The 20,616-nt window shown below is 33.7% G+C and carries 17 protein-coding genes; 16 read left to right on the forward strand and 1 reads right to left on the reverse strand.

Annotated elements, in window-relative coordinates; translation table 11 throughout:
* The 14 genes from GCQ56_RS04830 (at position 1) to GCQ56_RS04895 (ending at position 16,394) form a co-directional block, all read left to right on the forward strand.
* Entirely contained in the window at positions 1-1,155 is a 1,155-nt protein-coding gene (locus GCQ56_RS04830) for a GNAT family N-acetyltransferase (protein ID WP_152733237.1), read from the forward strand.
* 66 nt (positions 1,156-1,221) lie between these two features.
* Complete coding sequence (locus tag GCQ56_RS04835) at positions 1,222-2,298, forward strand: GNAT family N-acetyltransferase (protein ID WP_152733238.1); 1,077 nt, start codon at positions 1,222-1,224, stop codon at positions 2,296-2,298.
* Positions 2,291-3,214 (forward strand): polysaccharide deacetylase family protein, encoded by a 924-nt coding sequence (locus tag GCQ56_RS04840; protein ID WP_152733239.1) that lies wholly within the window; start codon positions 2,291-2,293, stop codon positions 3,212-3,214. The genes GCQ56_RS04835 and GCQ56_RS04840 overlap by 8 nt, the downstream gene beginning before the upstream one ends.
* A gap of 18 nt (positions 3,215-3,232) precedes the next feature.
* Positions 3,233-4,315, forward strand: coding sequence for a glycosyltransferase family 4 protein (locus tag GCQ56_RS04845; RefSeq protein ID WP_152733240.1), 1,083 nt, complete (start codon positions 3,233-3,235; stop codon positions 4,313-4,315).
* Positions 4,302-5,600 (forward strand): hypothetical protein, encoded by a 1,299-nt coding sequence (locus GCQ56_RS04850; RefSeq protein ID WP_152733241.1) that lies wholly within the window; start codon positions 4,302-4,304, stop codon positions 5,598-5,600. The genes GCQ56_RS04845 and GCQ56_RS04850 overlap by 14 nt, the downstream gene beginning before the upstream one ends.
* 35 nt (positions 5,601-5,635) lie before the next feature.
* On the forward strand, positions 5,636-6,901 hold the full coding sequence (locus GCQ56_RS04855) for a phenylacetate--CoA ligase family protein (protein ID WP_152733242.1): 1,266 nt from the start codon (positions 5,636-5,638) through the stop codon (positions 6,899-6,901).
* Positions 6,902-6,911: 10 nt separating this feature from the next.
* The gene (locus GCQ56_RS04860; RefSeq protein WP_152733243.1) at positions 6,912-8,000 is read left to right on the forward strand and encodes a hypothetical protein; all 1,089 of its coding nucleotides are present in this window, start codon (positions 6,912-6,914) and stop codon (positions 7,998-8,000) included.
* Positions 8,001-8,079: 79 nt separating this feature from the next.
* Positions 8,080-9,156: a hypothetical protein gene (locus tag GCQ56_RS04865; protein ID WP_152733244.1), complete on the forward strand. Its 1,077-nt coding sequence runs from the start codon at positions 8,080-8,082 to the stop codon at positions 9,154-9,156.
* 10 nt (positions 9,157-9,166) lie between these two features.
* Complete coding sequence (locus GCQ56_RS04870; protein ID WP_152733245.1) at positions 9,167-10,369, forward strand: delta-aminolevulinic acid dehydratase; 1,203 nt, start codon at positions 9,167-9,169, stop codon at positions 10,367-10,369.
* Positions 10,332-11,075, forward strand: coding sequence for a WecB/TagA/CpsF family glycosyltransferase (locus GCQ56_RS04875; RefSeq protein ID WP_152733246.1), 744 nt, complete (start codon positions 10,332-10,334; stop codon positions 11,073-11,075). Before GCQ56_RS04870 ends, GCQ56_RS04875 begins: the two co-directional genes overlap by 38 nt.
* 47 nt (positions 11,076-11,122) lie before the next feature.
* A complete protein-coding gene (locus GCQ56_RS04880; RefSeq protein ID WP_152733247.1) occupies positions 11,123-12,526 on the forward strand; it encodes a sugar transferase in 1,404 nt (467 codons plus the stop codon).
* A 161-nt stretch (positions 12,527-12,687) separates the two neighbouring features.
* Complete coding sequence (locus GCQ56_RS04885) at positions 12,688-13,479, forward strand: polysaccharide biosynthesis/export family protein (protein WP_152733248.1); 792 nt, start codon at positions 12,688-12,690, stop codon at positions 13,477-13,479.
* An 11-nt stretch (positions 13,480-13,490) separates the two neighbouring features.
* Positions 13,491-15,869 (forward strand): tyrosine-protein kinase, encoded by a 2,379-nt coding sequence (locus tag GCQ56_RS04890; RefSeq protein ID WP_152733249.1) that lies wholly within the window; start codon positions 13,491-13,493, stop codon positions 15,867-15,869.
* A gap of 111 nt (positions 15,870-15,980) precedes the next feature.
* A complete protein-coding gene (locus tag GCQ56_RS04895) occupies positions 15,981-16,394 on the forward strand; it encodes a BT0820 family HAD-type phosphatase (protein WP_152733250.1) in 414 nt (137 codons plus the stop codon).
* 3 nt (positions 16,395-16,397) lie between these two features.
* Here the strand turns inward: GCQ56_RS04895 and GCQ56_RS04900 are convergent, their stop codons facing one another.
* The gene (locus GCQ56_RS04900; RefSeq protein ID WP_152733251.1) at positions 16,398-17,711 is read right to left on the reverse strand and encodes a DEAD/DEAH box helicase; all 1,314 of its coding nucleotides are present in this window, start codon (positions 17,709-17,711) and stop codon (positions 16,398-16,400) included.
* 170 nt (positions 17,712-17,881) lie between these two features.
* On the opposite strand from GCQ56_RS04900, the gene GCQ56_RS04905 reads away from it, so the two are divergent.
* Both GCQ56_RS04905 and tdh read left to right on the forward strand, forming a co-directional pair.
* Entirely contained in the window at positions 17,882-19,327 is a 1,446-nt protein-coding gene (locus GCQ56_RS04905) for a site-specific DNA-methyltransferase (RefSeq protein ID WP_152733252.1), read from the forward strand.
* Positions 19,328-19,531: 204 nt separating this feature from the next.
* Positions 19,532-20,554 (forward strand): L-threonine 3-dehydrogenase, encoded by a 1,023-nt coding sequence (gene tdh / locus GCQ56_RS04910; RefSeq protein WP_152733253.1) that lies wholly within the window; start codon positions 19,532-19,534, stop codon positions 20,552-20,554.
* The last annotated feature ends 62 nt before the right edge of the window (positions 20,555-20,616 follow it).

Raw genomic sequence — 20,616 nt, forward strand, 5'->3', positions numbered from 1 at the left:
ATGTACGGATTTAGCTTAATAACCATAAGAGATTTAGAGCGGATTGAATATCAGGGAAGTTTTCCTGGAATTCAAACCAATTGGATATCTAACTGGTACAATACATTCAGTAAGGTTGAAGACAATATTATTGGGTATTCCAAAAAGCCTTATATAATTACAGTTCACGAGGGAACAAGACTGGTTGCTATAGTGCCTCTTTTAAAATTAACTCGTACCTATTTTAAGTTTTTCAAGTTAGATTTTTTAGAATTCCTTGGACAACAATGGTCTGGTTTAGGTTATGACATTATAAAACTAAAATCATTGGATGATTGTTTTACTAAGGACCTCACTAAATGGATAAGAAATAACATTTCATATCATTTTTTATTTCTTAAATATCTTCCTAAATCAACAAGTTTTAAGCAAAAATATAAGTTATACAGATATGCTGGTGCTCCTTATATCAAGGCTTCTTCTTTTGTTGATTATGAGGACTTTTCGAAGAATGTATACTCAAGGAAATTTAGAGAGGAATTGCGTAGAACTTATAGAAGTATTTCTAAGAATGAGCTTGAAATGACTACGGAGGTCGAGGAAATAAATGAATCAAGTTTAAAACATATAAGAGCAATTGCTAAATCTAAGGTTGTTGATGGAAAAAGCTTTCTATACGGAAACAGTTCTAAAGAGAATTTTCATTTAAAGGTATACGAAACGTTTCCATCGAAAGTGGTTTTTATAAGATTTAATGGCAAACCTGTAGCTTATGCTACCGAGATTGATTTCAAAGGAAAACGAATTGGTATTGATGCCTCTTTTAATAGAAAGTTTCGTAAATATGGGATAGGAATTCACTGTATTGATGAGGTGATTCGCAATAGTTTTAAAGAGGGAGCTGAAATGGTTTCTTTTGGTTTAGGTCTTGATTCATATAAATTCAGATACTGTAATAAAATTGAAGAGTTTTTTATGTGTTTTGATTTTAAATTTAGGCTTAAGTCTTTATTGGCATTACCATATATGTATTATCGATTGAAGAAAACAGATAAAATGGTTGGGGAGATTATGGATAAAGCATTTGCCAATCGAAAAAAAAGAAGGAATCATCACAAAAGAAAAGCAAACGAAACAAAAATAAAATTAGAGAATATAGCAATTAATGATCTATAGTCTATCGAAACAAGAAGGTTAAAAGCCTTATTACTAAAACCCAATTTAACCCAAAATCAAACTATCATGTATCATTTTAGCTCCATCTCACTAAAAGAATTGGAGAGCATAAATTACAAGGCAAGTTTTCCAAGTAATCAATATAAATGGATTTCCGATTGGTATTCTGTTTTCGAAAAGGTTGAAAACAATACAATTGGATTTCAAAAGAAACCATTAATAATTGCAGCCTACGAAGGAGAAGAATTAGTGGCAATAATACCTTTGATAAAACTAATAAGAAAATATTGCAAATGTATAAAACTGGAGTTTGTTGGGTTTTTAGGTCAGCAATGGTCTTGCATCGGTCACGATCTGATTATAATGAAAGAACTGGATTCTGACTTTATTGATGAGTTATTGCGATGGATTAAAAAAAAGATCAACTATCATTTCATCTTTTTTAAATATGTGCCAAAAACATCCATTTTAAATCAGAAGTTTAAAATGTATCGGTATTCAGGAGCTCCCGTAATTCCAATTGCTGATTTTGATTCTTATGAAGATTTCTCGCTTAATGTTTACGCAAAAAAATTCAGAAAGAAACTTAGCAGAACAATTCGAAAAATAGAAAGAGATGGTTTCAATTTGAAATTATCTTATGAAGAGATCAACGAAGCCAATTTTAAGATAATTAAAGAGATTGCAAAATCAAAAGAGATCGACGGCAAGAATTATGTGTATGGTGATAAAAATAAAGAGAACTTTCATTTGAAATTGTACGATAATTTTCCTTCGCATGTACTCTTTGCAAAATTTAACGAAACGCCTGTAGCATATGTGGCTAACATAGAGTGTGATGATGTTCGCATTGCCGTTGATTGTGCTTTCGATCGTGATTATAGAAGTTATGGAGTTGGTGTTCAATGCATGGATTGTAACATTCGAAATAGTTTTAAAATAGGTAAAAAGAAATTTTCTTTTGGTGTTGGTTTGGATGCCTATAAATTTCAGTTTACAGATAGAGCGGCACCTTTTTACATGTGTTTTGATTATCGATATCGTTTAAAATCCTTATTGGCTTTACCTTATTTATACTATAAAGTTGTAAAAACAAATCATCAGGTTTCGAAGCAATTTAAAGAGATTCAAGAATATGTTTAGTCTGAAAAGATACATAAGAGATGCAATTAGTATTTTACTATTGTTGATTTTTAAAAAGTCAGCTTTAAAGCGATTTAACAATCATGTGCTTTCAATCTACTTTCACAATCCATCTCCAGTATTGTTTAAAAGTATTGTAAGATTTCTTAAAGCTTACCAATTCAAATTTATATCCGAAAAAGAGTATTTAGAAATTGTAGAGGAAAGTTATTCTATTTTGGAGAGAATGGTGTTTATTTCCTTTGACGATGGATGGAAAGGGAATTTGAAATTGATTAAGACAATAGAGAAATACCAAATCCCAGTCTCCTTTTTTATTCCGGTAGAGCCAGTTGTTACAGGAAATTTTTGGTGGGAATACACTCCGGCAGTTTTGACTGATAATATAAATTTTTTAAGTGTTGAAGATTTAAAGAAAATTTCAAATTCGGAACGATTACAGCTTATTAATTCCGCCATATCAAAATATGATTTGAAAAGGTCGTGTGTTGATTTAAACGAACTAAAGAGCTTCAATAAACATCCTTTAATCACAATTGGTTCTCATACTTACCATCATCCAATTACTCTTAATTGTTCAAATGAAGAGTTGGATTTTGAATATCGGGAATCTAAGAAAACACTGGAAAAATGGTTAGATACAGAAATACAATCTTTCTCTTATCCCAATGGGGATTTTGATCAAAGAGATATCAATTTATTGAAGGAATGCGGATATAAAATGGCATTCACAACCAATCCGAATCTGTCAATTGAAGGAGATGTATTTCAAATACCCAGGGTGTCTATAAATTCGAATGGAGGAACCTATGAGAATATTGCACGAATGTTAGGAGTTTGGCATCGATTTGTTCAGCCTTTTAAACTAATAAGAAGTCCATATCGAATATTAAAAATTAATTTTTCAAAAACGTAGGTAAAACTGAATTATTTAATGAAAGAAGTACTTTACATAGCTCCGGGAAATCAAAACAGTAAGGGAGGAATTGGTTTATGTGTTAACAATTACTCTCGGTATATGACCGACTTTAAGGTTTTGGTAACTCATAAGTATGAGTCTAAGTTTTTGAACACGCTTTGGTTTCCAATTTGTGTTTTGGAATTCATTATTCGATTGTTAAAAGACAGGGATATTAAAATATTGCACATTCATGGAGCTTCAAAAGGAAGCTTCTACAGAAAATACATCTTGTTTTCTATAGCTCGAATTTTCTTTACTAAAAAGATAATCTATCATGTACATGGAGGAGGTTTTCGGGATTTCTATCTTAAATCTTCCCCTTTTATTCAAAAGCGTGTTCGTTATGTAATCAATTCATCAGATGTTTTGGTTTGCTTATCGGAGAAATGGAAGCATTTTTTCGCAAGCGCTTTTAAAAGCAGACGAATTGAAATTGTAAACAACATGATAATTCCACCCGTTACCACTGAAAGAAATGAAAAGGAGGGTAAGTTTATTCTGTTCTTTTTGGGTTTAATAGGTGATAACAAAGGAATTTTTGATTTGATTAAAGTAATTGCTAAAAATCGAGACTTATTCGAAGGAAAATTGGAATTGAAAGTGGCTGGTAATGGAGAAGTGGATCGCTTTAAGGAAACCATTGAAAAATGGAAAGTGAAAGATATAGTCCAATTTGAAGGCTGGGCTGATTCTGAAAAAAAAGAGCAGTTGTTTCGATCATCCAATGCCTTTATTTTACCATCTTATAAGGAAGGGTTACCCTTATCAATTTTGGAAGCTATGAGTTATGGATTGCCGATTATATCGAGTAAAGTGGGAGGCATTCCGGATTTGATTTATAAAAGCCGCAATGGCATATTAATTGAACCTGGAAATCAGATAGCCATTAAAAATGCAATTGAAAAACTAATGACCAATAAAGATCTCTGTGATATCTATTCACAAAAGTCGAGCAAAGCTGTTGTTGACTATTATCCACAAAGCGTATTAAAATCATTATTCTCAATCTACCATGAATTACAAGGGAATAAGGGATTACTTTTTGAGCAAAATTAAATTCGGAATAGGATTTGAAAGAGAATTAAAAAGAATTAAGGAGTTATACTCAATTAGTGAATCTCAATTATCAGATTTAAAACACAAAGAGTTCGTAAAACAATACCGTAATGCATTTTTACATTCAAAATTTTATAATGAATTGTATCGCAAACACGGTTTAAACCTAAATTCAGTAAAATCAATTGATGATGCTGAAAAAATTCCAATAATAACCAAGGAGGACATCAGGCATAGAGTAGATGATTTGTTGACCACAAATCGATTGTTTTTGTATAAAGCATATACCAGTGGTACCACGGGTTCGCCTTTAAAGCTTTACAGAGATTATCTATCGGTTTGTAAGGAGTATTCTTATGGATATCATTTTCAGAATATTCATGGATATAATTTGGGTGATAAGGTAATCTCCATAAAAGGAGATTTGGATAAAGATGAAATTTTTAGGTATGACAAATCATTAAACACCTTGCATTTGTCTAGTTATAATCTCAACGAAAAAAATATTCTGAAATACTATGAATTGATTCGTGATTTTGAACCAAAAGTGGTGAAGGCATATCCAAGTTCGTTACAAATTTTGTCTACAGAATTGTATAAAAAAGGTTTGAATTTAAATATCCCTTTGGCATTCACATCATCAGAAGTATTGCATGATTTTCAAAGACGGATAATTGAAAAAGTGCTGCATACCAAATTAATGGATTGGTATGGTAATTCGGAGCAAACCATCGCATTGGGACAGGTGAAAAAAGATTTGTATCAGGATGTTCCCTTGTATGGTCATATCGAAGTGCGTGATAATCATATCATCACAACAGGATTTATAAACAAATCCTTTCCCTTGATTCGATATAAAATTGATGATGTAATTAAACTGAAATGCGATAGCAGTTGCATTCGATGTTGTACCAGTAGTATTTTAGGTCGCGACAATCAGTATGTTTTACTAAAGAACGGACAACAAATTGGTTTACTCGATCATGCCTTCAATTTTAATAATGTTAAGAATATTTTTTCTGCTCAGATCGTACAAAAAGTAGCAGGTGAAATCGACTTGAATATAATTCCTGGCTTTGGATTCACAACTGAAAATAAGAATGAATTGTTAGGTAATCTCAATCAGTTGTTGGGTGATGATTGTAAGATTCATTATAATGAAATTTGTGAGGATCAGATTATTAAAACGGCTGCGGGCAAATTCAATTTAATGGTTTCCTATTTAGATACTAAGGATAAGGATTCAACAGCACAAAAGATTCTTAATGAGATTGACGCAAGTTGATAAAAAAGATTTGATACTATAACTCTATCGATAATATGGCAGTTCAGCTAATAAAAGATCTTATTGCTTACAAAATTAAATTCGGAGGTGGATTCGAGAAAGAATTGAGGCGGATTATTGAATTGAGTCAAAAATCTAAATCTGAGATTCTGGAGCTTAAAAGTGAAGCTTTTGTAAATCAGTATCGAAATGCATTTAAGAATACTGTTTTTTATAAGAATTTGTATAGAAGTAAGGGTTTAACAATTCATTCGATTAAAGATTTATCGGATATTTCAAAAGTGCCGATAATCGAAAAAAAAGAAATACGAGAGTATGCAAAAGCCATGTTGGCTAAATCGCGACTTTGTGTTTTTAAAGCCTATTCGAGTGGAACAACCGGTACGCCATTGCAGGTTTATAGAGATTTCTCTTCAACCATAAAAGAGTATGCCTACGGACATTATTTTCAGCAAATGCATGGTTATCAGTTGGGAGATCCTGTTGTATCTCTTCGCGGAACTTTAGACAGAAATACATTTTCCTATTACGATAAAACGAATAATGTTTTGTACCTGTCTTCCTTTCATTTGAATGGAAACAGAATTGAGGAATATTACAAATTGATTTCGGATTTTAAGCCGAAAGTAATCAAAGCTTATCCTAGTTCAATGCATATTTTGGCAACCGAATTGTATAAAAAGGATTTGAAATTGGATATTCCAATTGCATTTACTTCCTCTGAAGTTTTACACGATTTTCAAAAAGAAATTGTTGAACGTGTTTTAAATACGAAAATATTTGATTGGTATGGCAATGCGGAACAAACAGTTGCTTTTGGACAGTTTGAAGACAATTTGTACCGAGAATTTCCAATGTATTCTCACACCGAAGTAAAAGACAATCATTTAATAACTACAGGTTTTATCAATTCTGCTTTTCCGCTTATTCGATACAAAGTTGATGATGTAATTCAACTCTCACCGACAAGTAATGGGACATGTGTTGTTCAGAAAATTGAAGGAAGAGATGATGATTACATTCTTTTAAAGAACGGTCAGAGAATTGGTCGTCTCGATTTGGCTTTTAAGAAAGCAAAACAACTTCTCGCAGCTCAGATAATACAAGATTCGGTAGGAGAAATAAAAGTTAATTTAATTCCCGATAAAAAATTCGGAAGAAGCGAATTGAGTGGTATAAAAGCAAATCTAAGAGATTTACTGGGCGATGAATGTGAAATACTCTTTAATGAAATAGAAACGGAACAATTGATTCGTACTGAAAAAGGAAAATTCAATCTGGTAGTGTCAAATTTGAAATAGACATTGAAATATGAATGCTGAAAATATCTTAATTATTGGTGCCGGACCTCAGGCTTTATTTTTGGTTCGCGAGCTATGTCGTCTAAATCATGATGTAACTTTAATTGGTCGAAATAGTGAGATCGCTATGCATTCAAAGTATGCTAAAAAAGTATTTGTCGAGACCGAAGAGAATTTAGTAATAGAATTAAGACGCATTGCATCGGATAATTCCAAGATGAAATGTTTCGTAGCCAGTGGTTTTTACCTTTCATTTCTGATGAATCATTTTTCTGATTTTACAAAATTATTCAATGTTTTTCCAAGTAATGCTCAATCGGTTGGTAAATTGATGAGCAAAATGGAAACTTATCAATTGGCGCATAGTGTTGATGTTTTATATCCCAAATCAGTTTTATTAAGCGATATAAATATTCAATTGGAGGAGCTAAACTATCCTCAAATCATAAAATGGAACAGAGATATTTATTTGTTCGAGAAACCTCGTTTTAAAACAACCTGTGTTAAGAATGCGAATGAATTGAGGGATTTAATTAGCAAGTTATCCGAGAAGGAAAAAGAAGCATTAGTAAGTCAGGATTATTTGGGTTCAGATTTAAGAAATAACTTTTCATATGGCGCCTATGTTATTGATGGGGAAGTGAAACTGGATATCTGTGTTAACGAAGTAAGACACTTTCGTTCTGGTGTTTCATCGGTGGTGGAAGAGTATACTGGTTCTTTCGCTTCGGAGATAAAGAATGCAGCTTTTGCCTTAATTTATCAAACACAGTTTACTGGTTTTTTAGATGTGGAATTTAAGATTAAAGATGGTAAGCTCTACTTGCTGGAAGTAAACCCACGACCATTTGGATTCATTAAAATAATGAAAAAGAAATACCCCGATTTAATGCTGGTTGTAATGGGCGAAAAAGCCGAATCATTCAAGAATAAAAAACCAGTAAAATGGATTAATTTCTTACGAGATATGGTGTTGATTTTTAAAAAACCAGCTTCAGTTTTTCATATGTTAAAGCTTGTTTTCGATTTTGAAAATCGGACTTTCGATGTGTGGGACATTAATGATCCTATTCCATTTTTCTATCAAATGAAGCGATAGAGCATAACTTGAAAGAATATCAGAAAGTTGGAAGAAGTAAACTGCTAATAAGAAGAATAAACAATCCATCGGAAGAATAATGACCAATCTTTGTCTTACACTCGATTACGAACTTTTTGGTTCTGGAAAAGGAGATGTGTTTCAGCATATTATTGAACCAACCTATCGATTGTTGAATATTTGCGCTGAGCATGATATAAAACTCACCATTTTTTTTGAGGTTGTTGAATATTGGAAAATCAAAGAGAATTACGATAAAGGAGAGCATATGGGCTATAAAAGCAATCCTGCTTTAGCCATGGAGGAACAAATTAGGAAGGCACACGAATATGGACACGATATTCAACTGCATATTCATCCTCAATGGATAGATGCCAAATATGAAAACGAAGAATGGGTTCTTAACATGAAGTATTGGCGGTTACCCGAAGTACCGGATCGGGTTGATGAGACAATTAGCATGGGATTGGGTGACCTGATTCGAAAGGGGAGAGAGGAGATAGAATCCATTCTTCATCCGGTAAATCTGGATTATAGATGCAATATATTACGAGCGGGAGGATACAATATCGATCCATCTGAAAGATTGTTAAGGGTACTTAAGGAGAATGATTTTATTGCCGACAGCTCGGTTTATTATGGTGGAGTAGCTAATGGTGCACTTTCACGTTACAACTATTCATCTGTTAAGGATAGCTTGCCTTATTGGTACGCAAACGGTTCGCTTCTTTCAGTTAATGCCAGCAAGAGTGATTTTTTAGAAGTACCTGTATTTGCTCAAAAAATAAGAAGATTTAAAAAATACGATTTGGTAAGAGTGAAATCTGCCTTGCATAACAAAGTCCACTCCATCGAGAAATTTAAAAATAATAGTGTGCGAAAATCCAAGTTTGAAACTTTAAAACAGATTTTTGAAAAAGAGGCTGTAACCTGGGATTTTTGCTTGTTCTCGAAATCTAAAATGAAGAACTTTTTAAAGAAAGCACGACAGGTTCAAGCCAAATCGGATTATAAATTTCATCCCTTTGTTTTGGTTGGGCATCCAAAGGATTTTTACTATTCCGATGCCATTGATTATTTGATTCAGCAATCGAAGAAAAAGAAAATTGATTTTCTGACCATGAGCGAAATGGTGAATCGCATCCATCAACTTTAGTTCAATTTACATGATAAACGAAAGTCTCGAAAAACTACGAGCATATATAGAAGACCAGGAATATAAAGGTTGGGATCCATACGATGGATTAAATTCTAAACTCTTTCAGGCTGTCCCTTTTTTAAGAAATAGCAGACTAATGAGGTTGGTATGGATACAAACTTTTAAAAGAAATCCAATTAATTTCCGGGATCTTGCGGGGATTAAAAAAGCTTATAACCCAAAAGGTCTTGGTTTATTTCTTAGCGGTTATTGTAAGCTTTATCAATTTGATCGCACACAGGAGGTAAGATCCCGGATACTTTTTCTTAGTAAAAAGCTGTTAGAGTTAAAATCCCCAGGTTGGTCGGGTGCTTGTTGGGGATACAATTTCGATTGGCAGGCACGAGCATTTTTTCAACCTAAAGGCACTCCTTCGGTTGTAGTTACTTCCTATGTGGCAAATGCATTGCTAGATGCCTACGAAATTTTAGGAGATAAAATCTTACTTGAAACAGCAATTAGTACAAAGGATTTTGTGTTAAATGATTTACATCGATCCTACGATGGGAATGGAGATTTTTGTTTTTCCTATTCACCTCTCGATGAAACAAAAGTGTTTAATGCATCTTTACTAGGAAGCAAATTGTTAGCTCGAATATATCATTATACAAAAGAGGAAGAGCTTGCAATTGCAGCAAAAAAATCGGTGCAGTTTTGCATTAATTATCAGAATTCAGATGGATCTTGGGCATATGGAACTTTACCTTATCATGCCTGGATAGATAATTTTCATACTGGTTTTAATTTAGAAGCCCTTTCCGATTATAGAAAATATACTGAAGACTATGAATTTGATTCCCAAATATCATTGGGCTTAGAATACTACCTGAATAACTTTTTTACGAACAAAGGAGTACCGAAATATTATAACAATTCTGTTTACCCTATTGATATTCACTGTCCGGCGCAATTGCCAATTACCTTAAGTAAACTGGATAAATTTAAGAACAATCATGAGTTGGTAAATAAAGTGATGAATTGGACAATTCAAGAGCTACAAAGTAACCAAGGCTACTTCTTTTTTAGAACTGGGAAGCGATTCAAAACAAAAATTCCATACATCCGTTGGGCTCAAGCCTGGATGTTTTTGGCTCTAACAACCTACAAAAGTGAAACTTTAAAAACACCGGAATATGAGAAAGAGAATTACGATAATGAACTCGCCGGTTGATGTTTTAACCATGCGCGAAACCATCAATTTAATTGATGATTCCATACATCAGAAAAAATCCATTCAGCATATTGTTGTAAATGCAGCCAAATTGGTTCACATGCAGGATGATGAAGAATTGTATCAGTCGGTTATTAGTAGTGATATAATAAACGCTGATGGAATGGCTGTTGTATGGGCCGCAGAAATTCTTGGGAAACCACTTCCGGAAAGAGTTGCTGGGGTTGATTTGATGCAGGAACTTGTGATTTTAGCTTCCGAAAAAAAGTATAAGATATTTTTCTTTGGAGGTAAGGAGGATGTAGTTAGTGAAGTGGTTAGAAAGTACAAATCGGTATTTGGAGAAGAGATTATTGCCGGATATAGAAATGGATATTTTAAGAAAGAGGAAGAAGCTACTATTGCAGAGCAAATTGCAGTATCTGATGCTGATATCTTATTCGTAGCCATTAGTTCTCCTACTAAAGAAATTTTTCTGAACACCTACAAAGAACAATTGAAAGTTCCTTTTATAATGGGAGTTGGAGGCTCTTTCGATGTGGTTGCAGGAAAAGTAAAGAGAGCACCAAAATGGATGCAAAAATCTGGATTAGAATGGTTCTATAGGTTCATGCAAGAACCGGGTAGGATGTGGAAACGATATTTGATAACCAACTCTAAATTTATCTATTATGTTCTAAGAGAAAAGATAAAAAACATATTCTAACCAAATATGTTATCAATACAACACTTTAAAACCTTAATAAACCAACCATGATTAAAGGACGAGAAAAAACGCTAGCCCGGATTAGTACGCTTTCGCAAGTGGCTTTATCCGTGGGCTGTTATTGGTTCGTTGCCTGGGCGGTAACAACTTATTTACGACCGGTTCAAATTGCAACTCATGATAGCAATACTATTTATTTGTTGATCATTGCCATTTGGTATACTCTAATTAAAGAATTCAATCTTGGGAAAATACTAAGGGTTAAAACTTACTCAGAATTGTTTGCTGAATATTTTGCCATGGTATTTATCAGTTCGGGATTACTCTATTTAGGGAGTTTATTTTTAACTGATACAGTTCAAGTTTTGATTTTAGGACTATTTGCATGTTTAAATATGTTGGTGCTTTTCGGATTTAGAATGTTAAGTTATACAATCTTTAAAAAGATTAGAGGAAAAGGATACAACACAAGAAATGTATTGATTGTTGCTGATGATGAATCTTATCTTCATTTTATAGATAGAATGCTTTTTATTCGCGATTGGGGATACAATGTATGGGCAATAATGTCAGATGGAAAGCACATAAAAAACAAGTATGAATCCAATGTAAGAGTTATTCATGAGCATTTTCAACTTACCGAAATTATTGATGCTAATGTTGTTGATGAAGTGATTTATTGCAAAGGTAATTTTGATAATGATGAGGTGAGAGCTCTGATATATGCTTGTTCCGAAGTCGGAGTTACTTTTCGTGTGTACTCCGAATTATTGAGCGTAGTTAGCATGCGATCGCACTTAACTTATTTCAAAGAATTGCCATTTCTTACATTTGCGAATACAACCAAAAACTACTTTGCTTTGAAAGTTAAGGAAATACTGGACTTTGTATTTTCTTTTTTCATCGTACTACTCATATCACCTGTGATGTTAGCCATTGCCATAGCCATTAAAATAGAGGATGGAGGTTCGATATTCTTTAGACAAAAAAGGGTGGGTCTTAACGGGCGATTGTTTGCATGTCTGAAATTTAGGACAATGGTCGAAAATGCAGAAGCATTACGTGTTCGTCTCGAGAATCAGAATGAGCAGGAAGGACCTGTGTTTAAAATAAAGAACGACCCAAGAGTAACAAGAGTTGGTCGATTTCTTAGAAAGACATCTTTAGATGAATTGCCACAATTTTTCAATGTTTTAAGAGGTGAGATGTCAATTGTAGGACCTCGTCCACCAATTCCTTCTGAAGTACAACAATATCAACGTTGGCAACGTCGACGATTAAGTATGAAACCTGGTATTACTTGTATTTGGCAAGTTTCGGGTCGCAACAACATACCTTTTGATGAGTGGATGAAATTAGACATGATGTACATTGATACCTGGTCGCTAAAGCTTGATTTAATGCTTTTTTTAAGCACGATAAAAGTTGTGTTAACCGGTGATGGACAATAAGATATAAATCCAAAGGAGAGAGTTGATAATGGATAAGAACTCCTGTTTGTTTATTCATTCATTCTCTCCAAACCTGATTGTAAGTTGTAACAATTTACAAGTATGGGTAGGTAGTTCCTATCTCGTAATTTTTAATTCGTAATTCATAAAAAACCAAGACCATGAATAAAAAGTATTTACTCCTAATGAGTCTTCTTATAGTAATGAGTCTCATTTCCTGTCGATCGAATAAAGATTTGGTTTACCTGCAAGATGCAGAAGCTGAAGTATTAACTCCTGAATTTGTAACCAAAGTTCCGGAATATAAAATCAAGACCAACGACAATTTATTTGTCAGTATCAAGTCTATGAATCCTGAAATAAACCAATTGTACAATCCTGCACAAAGTACAGGTGGACAACAAGGATCGCAGCAATTGTACAGTCAGTTACCAGATCAATATCTAAATGGATATTTAGTAGATTCCAATGGGAATATTTCACTTCCTATTATTGGAAATGTTGGAGTAGCAGGATTATCACAAATTGAGGCTCAGGCAAAGGTTCAGGAACATGCTGATGAGTATTTGAAAGATGCCAGTGTAAAAGTAAAACTCTTGAATTTTAGAGTAAGTGTTATGGGTGAAGTAACAACGCCTGGTGTTTACTACAATTACAATAGTAGTCTATCTATTTTAGAGGCGCTTAGTATGGCAAATGGAATTACCGATCATGCTAAAATAAACAGAGTTTTAGTAATGCGAACGAACGATAAAGAAAGTAAAACCTATCGCATAGATCTGTCTTCAAAGAATTTTCTTAAGTCGGAAGCCTTCTTTTTGCAACCAAATGATGTTGTTTATGTGGAGCCTCATAAAATTAAAAGTACTGATATGAACTCCAATATTTATAGTATTCTTCTATCTACGGTTTCTACAGCAGTATTAATTACAAGTTTGATTATTTCTAACTAAGATTGAATAACATGCAATATGTTGATGAGGTAATGGACTATTTCGATAAAAAGGAAGGTCCTGACGTAAAAGATTTCCTCTATCGGATTCTTTCGAAGTGGAAATTATTCATGATTTGTGGTGTGCTAGGCATATGTATAGGCTATTTGGTAAGTAAATACTCTACAGCTGTGTATATGATGCGTAGTTCTTTGCTTATTCATGTTGATCCTGACGATACCAATGCAAAGCAAATGTTCGAGGGGTATCAACTTCGTGAAAAAGCCAATATCCAGAATCATGTGGAAATATTAAAATCTTATACTTTAAACCGAAAGGCGATGGAAAACCTGGGCTGGAATCAGTCCTGGTATAAAATGACCATATTTTCGGATAAAGGAATGTATAGAAATGAACCGTTTGATATTGAAAAACTCGAGGGCACAAATCTATTAGACATTCCTATTTCGATTTCTCAGATAGATAAACATTCATTTAAAATTAAAGTTGATGGAAAAGCCGAATTTGAAGGCAACGAGATAGATGTGAAATTCGAGAAAGAAATCTATGGTAATCAAACATTTAAAAATAAATACTTTCATTTTACAATAAAGCCTAAACAAACAAAGGTGGATAAAAATCCAGATTATTATTTTGTGTTCAATGATTTGGATAAGTTAACCTTGAAATACATGGAAAGTATGATCATAAGTGTTGCTGAGAAAAAAGCAGAATTAATTCATTTGCGAATTGATGATAGCGAACCAGCAAGAGGTGTTGATTATTTGAATGAGTTGAATTGGGTTTATTTGCAGTTCGGATTGATTGAGAAAAATAAAAAATCGGAGAATACAGTTCGATTTATTGATTCACAATTGGAAGGAATTGTAGATTCTTTGCAACTGGCCGGTCAAAGCTTTACTAATTTCAGATCTCGAAATCGAATTGTTGATTTGGGGCAGGAAGCTGGTGTTGTGGTAGCCAAAATGGAGGAGATAGAAAGCGAGTTGTCTAAGGCACAAATTTCCTTTGAGTATTATAAGAATCTTTTGAGAAATTTGGATGATGCAAATCAAATGAAACAGGTGGTTTCTCCATCAGTTGCAGGAATTACCGACCCATCGCTTGATGCTTTGGTTTCCAAGTTGACTGATTTGTACGGGAAAAGAGAGGTTTTATCATATAGTGTACAAGCAAAAAACCCAAGTTTGGTAATTCTCAATAAAGAGATCGATTTAATTCGTCAAAGTCTAGATGAGAATTTAAAATCGATGGTGGCTAATTCGCAAATTGAGGTAAAAAGTTTGAGTGATAGAATGCAGAAAGTGCAAGCACAACTTTCCCGAATGCCAAAGAACGAACAGAAGTTGAATAATATGAAACGCAACTTCGATTTAAATAATGAACTGTATACTTTTCTCTTGAAGAAGAGAGCTGAAGCAGCAATTGCTAAGGCATCTAATGTTTCCGATTCTCAAATTATTGATCCTGCTCGATTGGCAACTATCATAAAAATTAAACCTAAACTTGCCATTAATTTACTTATTGGTATGTTTTTAGGATTGGGCTTTCCTTTTTTACTTATCATTTTAAGAGAATTTTTTAATGATAATATTCAAAGTAAAGAGGAATTGGTTAAGAAAACTCAGTTGCCAATTTTGGGAACAATTGCGCATAATCGATATGCAAATAATCTTCCAGTTTTTCATCAGCCTCGTTCAGCAATATCCGAATCGTTTCGAACTTTACGAACCAATTTGAACTATGTATTGCCCGATCATCCAACCAAAATTATTGGGATACACTCAACAGTTCCAGGAGAAGGCAAATCATTTGCTTCGGTGAACTTAGCAAGTATAGTTGCAATGAATAACAAAAAAGTTCTCCTGATTGGCGCCGATATGCGCAAGCCAAAAATTGAGGGAATGTTCGATTTAGAGAATAAAGTTGGATTAAGTACATATCTGATTCGTTACAACAAATGGCAGGAGGTTGTTCAGAATACGCACATCAAAAATTTGTACTGTGTTACTTCTGGTCCGGTTCCACCAAATCCTGCAGAATTATTAGAGAACGGTCGTTTGGAAATGTTTTTGAATGCGATTAAAGGTAAATTCGACTATGTATTTATTGATAATGCTCCGGTTTCGGTTGTAACAGATGGTTTTATTACTGGAAAATTAGCTGATGCAAATCTGTTTGTTCTGCGTCAGGGATTTAGCCATAAGGAACAAATTAATTTTGTGAATCAAATTTCCGAAAGAGGAACATTGGAGAATGTATCCTTGGTTTTAAACGATGTTACGGCAAATGGAATATATGGTACGAATAATAATGGTGAAGGCTATTATTTCGAAGAACCTTCGCCTGGAATTGTCCGGCGTTTATGGGAAAAAGTAAGTAATAATTAATCAAGATATAAAGGTTCGATGAAAATCGAGCCTTTTTTTATTCCTATAGATTGAGATAGATTGAAATATTTGCATAATTTTAGAAGAGTATTGTTCCCAAAACTTTCGTTTATGATTATTGCAGTTGATTTTGATGGTACTATTGTAGAACATAAATATCCACAAATTGGTAATGAAATACCATTTGCAATTGAGAGTTTACTTGCCTTGCAAAAAGAAGGTCATCAGCTTATTTTATGGACTTACCGTACAGGAGAATTATTGCAGGAAGCCGTGAATTATTGTAATAATAATGGTCTTGTATTCTACGCAATCAATCGTAATTATCCCGAAGAGGAATTTGAAGAAGAAACTGTAAGTCGAAAAATCTATGCGGACTTATATATCGATGACAGAAATATTGGAGGATTACCTGATTGGGGACATATTTACAATTTAATTTCTAACTATGAAATTGAACAAGAGAAAGAAACAAAGCCCAAAAATCCGCTAATACGTTTTCTAGATCAGATTTTTGGGGATTAATTCCTAAAAGGACAATTCAATTTTGACTTTCTTTTTCTTTACTTTTTCGTGCTTTAATTTGCCAATGAGTTTGCGTCCTAAGCCTCTTTTTACAGCAACATAAGAGGTGTGATCGAGTACATCTATTTTACCCAATTCATCTTTCTTCAATTTGCCCATTTTAAAGAAAAAGCCAACCAAATCCACCTTATTTACCTTCTCTTTTTTACCAACACCTACATATAAAGTTTCCCACTCTGGCGATTTTGGTGGATTACTATCTTCTGTTAAGGTTAGAGTTTCCATATCAGTCGGTATAAACTCTGGTATTCTCTCATCTTCTTTAAGAACAATAAATGAATTGCCATCAGCATGCATACGTGCTGTTCTTCCATTACGATGAACAAAAGCCTCTTCAACTCTCGGCAATTGATAGTGAATTACATTTTTGATTTCAGGAATGTCGAGACCGCGTGAGGCAAGATCGGTTGTAATCAGTAAATGATTACTACCATTTCTAAATTTTATAAGAGCTCTTTCTCTGTCTGATTGTTCCAATCCGCCGTGAAAAATATCACAGCTGATTCCTTCATCCAATAGCAATTCTGCAATTCGCTCAACTGCATCACGATGATTGCAAAATACCAAACTAGGCTGATCTCCAACTTTACAGATTAGTTGAAAAAGAGCATTTAATTTGTCCTTATCATTGGCAATTACCTTCATTTGAGTTAAAGCAATTTGTTTTTCCTCTGGTAGAAAATTAATTTCCTGATGAGATATGATTTGAGCAAATTCAGGAATTTCAATTCCTTGTGTTGCCGATGTTAAAACCTTTCTTAGGCGATTCGGTAATGCTTGAATAACTTCTGACATTTCTTTCTGAAATCCCAATTCCAAAGCCTTGTCAAATTCATCTAAAATTAACAGTTTAATTTTTGAGCAATCTATATTTTCGCGGCGGATATGATCGGCAATTCTACCTGGAGTTCCGATTAAAACAGTCGGTGGCGTTTTTAAATTGTTTTGTTCTATTCGCATTGAATGTCCGCCGTAGCAACAGTTTACTTTCATGCCTGTTCCCATCGATTTAAAAACAGATTCTATTTGAAGAGATAATTCTCTGGCAGGAGTTAGTATCAAAGCTTGAACACCAGATTCATTAGGTTTTAAGTCTTGCAGCATTGGCAACAAAAAAGCCAGCGTTTTACCAGAACCAGTAGGAGATAAAAGGACTAAATCCTTATTTGTCTTCCAGGATTTGGAAAAGGCATTTTGCATTTCGTTTAATTCCTGGATACCCAGTTTTTTCAGTATTTCTTCATTTTTAAATCGCATGGCGCAAAGGTAATAACAATTATCAGTTACCAATTATCTGTTTGTCATTCTAACTTTAATTAATAATTCAAATAATATTTTTATAAGATGTAAGTAAAAAGAAATGATTTTTATTCAAGATCTAAAAGTATTAGGTTTGTGATGATAACAGATCATATTCCTATTTTTCAATGACAAAAAACTCGAAATTACTGTCCTCTTATTTAAAACAAAAGCAGCTTAATGCAATAAAGGAGCTAATGCCTCAAATGTTTGATGGAGATCTGCTCAATCTTAATAAATTGAAAAATTACCTGGATTCATCCATGTATATCAATCAAGGCAATTATGGTTTAAATTGGTTTGATAAACAACAAGCAATTGAGCTGGCTAAAGAAGAATGTCTGGGAAAACTGCTTTTAGATAAAGAAAAATCGCGAGCGCCTGAAAGTGGTAATTTACTGATTGAGGGTGATAATTTGTCTGTCTTAAAATTGCTAAAAAAGGATTACGAAGGAAAAATTAAAGTGGTCTATTTCGATCCTCCATACAATACCGGAAAGCAATTTGCTTTTAATGATAATTTTCAGTTTACATCTAATCAATATCTGGAATATCTAAACGAAATAAATCCGGGTAGAGTTGATCGATTTATGCAACACAATATTGAGAGTGGCGAAAACCATACACAATGGTTGAATATGATGTTGCCACGTCTTATTCTGTCGTATGATCTTTTAAGTGAGGATGGACTCGTATATTTGTCGATAGATGAATCGGAGAAGCACAATTTGCAAATAATGTGTAACGAAGTATTTGGAGAAAGTAACTTTATTGGTTCATTTATTTGGGAGAACCGAAGTGTAGCCAATGATTCTCAGAATCTGTTTTCTACTATTCATGAGTACATTCTGATGTATGCGAAGAATAAGGAACTTGTTCAATTTAAGGGAGAGGAAAAGGATTTATCTACTTATACCAATCCTGATAATGATCCCAATGGAGATTGGACTGCTGATAATCCAACCGCTGCGAGTGGCAATGACAATTCAAGATTTTCAATTCAAAATCCGCTAACAGGCGAAGAATATATACCGCCATCAGGAAGATACTGGGCATTTTCGAAGAATCGTGTTAAAGAATGGATAGCTTCTGGGAAAATGGTTTTTCCAAAAGAATTGGGTAAACGATTTTTATTAAAGAAATATAAGAGTGAATTGAGAACATTGAAAAAACCGATTTCATCTGTTATTACTGATATTCCAACATCGAAAGGAACTAAAGAGTTGAAAAATTTATATCCTGAAGGTTTGCCTTTTAAACATCCAAAACCAACCGATTTGTTGATGAGACTATTTGAGCAAATAAGTGACGATGGCGATATAATTTTGGATCCTTTTGCTGGATCAGCCTCCACGGCTCATGCAGTTTTTAAGCTTAATCATAAAGAAAATTGTAACAGAAAATTTATCTGTATTCAAAATGATGAAGCTCTTGCTTTAAATGCAGAAACAATTTCATTAGGATTTACCAATTTAAGTGAAGTTGCACAAGATAGAATAGAAAGAGCAGGAAAATTGTTTTCTTCAGAAAATGTCGGGTTTAATTATTTGAAATTGACATTTGAACAGGAATAATTACTTCAGTAGCATTATTATTGCCATTTATTGTATTGTTTGGGAGTGTTGAATTACTATCATTCAGTTTTATTTACTTAATAGAGTCTCAAGTTGTTGAATTTATACTCAAGTTTTTTTACTTTGCGTAAGACTTACAATAAGTCTGTAGATTGAATTGAAATACTTAAACAAACTATAATACACTAGGAAACAATGGCAAAAATGAAAGCTCTAGTAAAATCTAAAGCCGAAAAGGGCATTTGGATGGAAGAGGTTGATATTCCTGAAATTGGAGTAAACGACGTTCTTGTAAAAATTAGAAAAACTGCTATTTGCGGTACCGACTTACATATTTACAAATGGGATGAATGGTCACAAAATATCATTAAACCAGGAATGATTATCGGTCACGAATATGTGGGTGCAGTTGCTCAAGTTGGAGCAGGTGTAACTGGATTCGAAATAGGAGATCGTGTTACTGGTGAAGGTCATATAGCATGTGGTCACTGTCGTAATTGTCGCCGAGGACGTAAACACGTTTGCGAAAATACAGTTGGAATTGGTGTAAATATTGATGGTATTTTTGCTGAATATGCTGCAATTCCTGCTTCGAACCTAATGAAGATGAGTGATAAGATTGATGACGAATTGTTGGCAATCATGGATCCGTTTGGAAATGCGACTCACACAGCACTTTCTTTTCCTTTAATTGGAGAGGATGTTTTGGTAACAGGAGCCGGATTAATTGGTAGTATGTGCGTTGCCATTGCAAAATTTGCTGGTGCTCGTTATGTTGTAGCTACCGAAACAAATCCTTATCGCATTGAATTGGCTAAGAAAATGGGTGCTGATCGTGTAATCAATCCAATGAAAGAGAGTTTGGATGATGCTATCAAAGAATTGGGAATGATTGGTTTTGATATCGGATTGGAATGTTCAGGAGCTCCTGCTGCTTTTAACGATATGGTTGGTCACATGTACAATTCTGGTAAAATCTCATTATTAGGAATTCTTCCTTCACAAACAACTGTAAATTGGAATGATATCATTTTTAAAAGCCTTCAGCTAAAGGGTATCTACGGTCGTGAGATGTACGAAACCTGGTATCAGATGGAGCAAATGTTAATGAGTGGATTGGATCTTTCTCATATGATTTCACATCGCTTTAAAGCAGATGATTTCCAAAAAGGTTTTGATATCATGGAAGAAGGAAATTGCGGAAAAGTAATTTTAGATTGGGAATAAAATTATTTTTTTTAAAAATATGTTAAGCTCTGAGTGGAAACTCAGAGCTTTTTTGTGCTTAC

The organism is Marinifilum sp. N1E240 (genome assembly GCF_009295825.1).
GTDB classification, from domain to species: domain Bacteria; phylum Bacteroidota; class Bacteroidia; order Bacteroidales; family Marinifilaceae; genus Marinifilum_A; species Marinifilum_A sediminis.

Excerpts from the sequence above, each read along its gene's own strand:
- GCQ56_RS04855 (WP_152733242.1), top strand. The coding sequence starts at position 5,636 with ATGGCAGTTCAGCTAATAAAAGATCTTATTGCTTACAAAATTAAATTC.
- GCQ56_RS04885 (WP_152733248.1), top strand. The coding sequence starts at position 12,688 with ATGAATAAAAAGTATTTACTCCTAATGAGTCTTCTTATAGTAATGAGT.
- GCQ56_RS04860 (WP_152733243.1), top strand. The coding sequence starts at position 6,912 with ATGAATGCTGAAAATATCTTAATTATTGGTGCCGGACCTCAGGCTTTA.
- tdh (WP_152733253.1), top strand. The coding sequence starts at position 19,532 with ATGAAAGCTCTAGTAAAATCTAAAGCCGAAAAGGGCATTTGGATGGAA.
- GCQ56_RS04905 (WP_152733252.1), top strand. The coding sequence starts at position 17,882 with ATGACAAAAAACTCGAAATTACTGTCCTCTTATTTAAAACAAAAGCAG.
- GCQ56_RS04890 (WP_152733249.1), top strand. The coding sequence starts at position 13,491 with ATGCAATATGTTGATGAGGTAATGGACTATTTCGATAAAAAGGAAGGT.
- GCQ56_RS04895 (WP_152733250.1), top strand. The coding sequence starts at position 15,981 with ATGATTATTGCAGTTGATTTTGATGGTACTATTGTAGAACATAAATAT.
- GCQ56_RS04830 (WP_152733237.1), top strand. The coding sequence starts at position 1 with ATGTACGGATTTAGCTTAATAACCATAAGAGATTTAGAGCGGATTGAA.
- GCQ56_RS04880 (WP_152733247.1), top strand. The coding sequence starts at position 11,123 with ATGATTAAAGGACGAGAAAAAACGCTAGCCCGGATTAGTACGCTTTCG.
- GCQ56_RS04875 (WP_152733246.1), top strand. The coding sequence starts at position 10,332 with ATGAGAAAGAGAATTACGATAATGAACTCGCCGGTTGATGTTTTAACC.
- GCQ56_RS04865 (WP_152733244.1), top strand. The coding sequence starts at position 8,080 with ATGACCAATCTTTGTCTTACACTCGATTACGAACTTTTTGGTTCTGGA.
- GCQ56_RS04840 (WP_152733239.1), top strand. The coding sequence starts at position 2,291 with ATGTTTAGTCTGAAAAGATACATAAGAGATGCAATTAGTATTTTACTA.
- GCQ56_RS04835 (WP_152733238.1), top strand. The coding sequence starts at position 1,222 with ATGTATCATTTTAGCTCCATCTCACTAAAAGAATTGGAGAGCATAAAT.
- GCQ56_RS04845 (WP_152733240.1), top strand. The coding sequence starts at position 3,233 with ATGAAAGAAGTACTTTACATAGCTCCGGGAAATCAAAACAGTAAGGGA.
- GCQ56_RS04870 (WP_152733245.1), top strand. The coding sequence starts at position 9,167 with ATGATAAACGAAAGTCTCGAAAAACTACGAGCATATATAGAAGACCAG.
- GCQ56_RS04900 (WP_152733251.1), bottom strand. The coding sequence starts at position 17,711 with ATGCGATTTAAAAATGAAGAAATACTGAAAAAACTGGGTATCCAGGAA.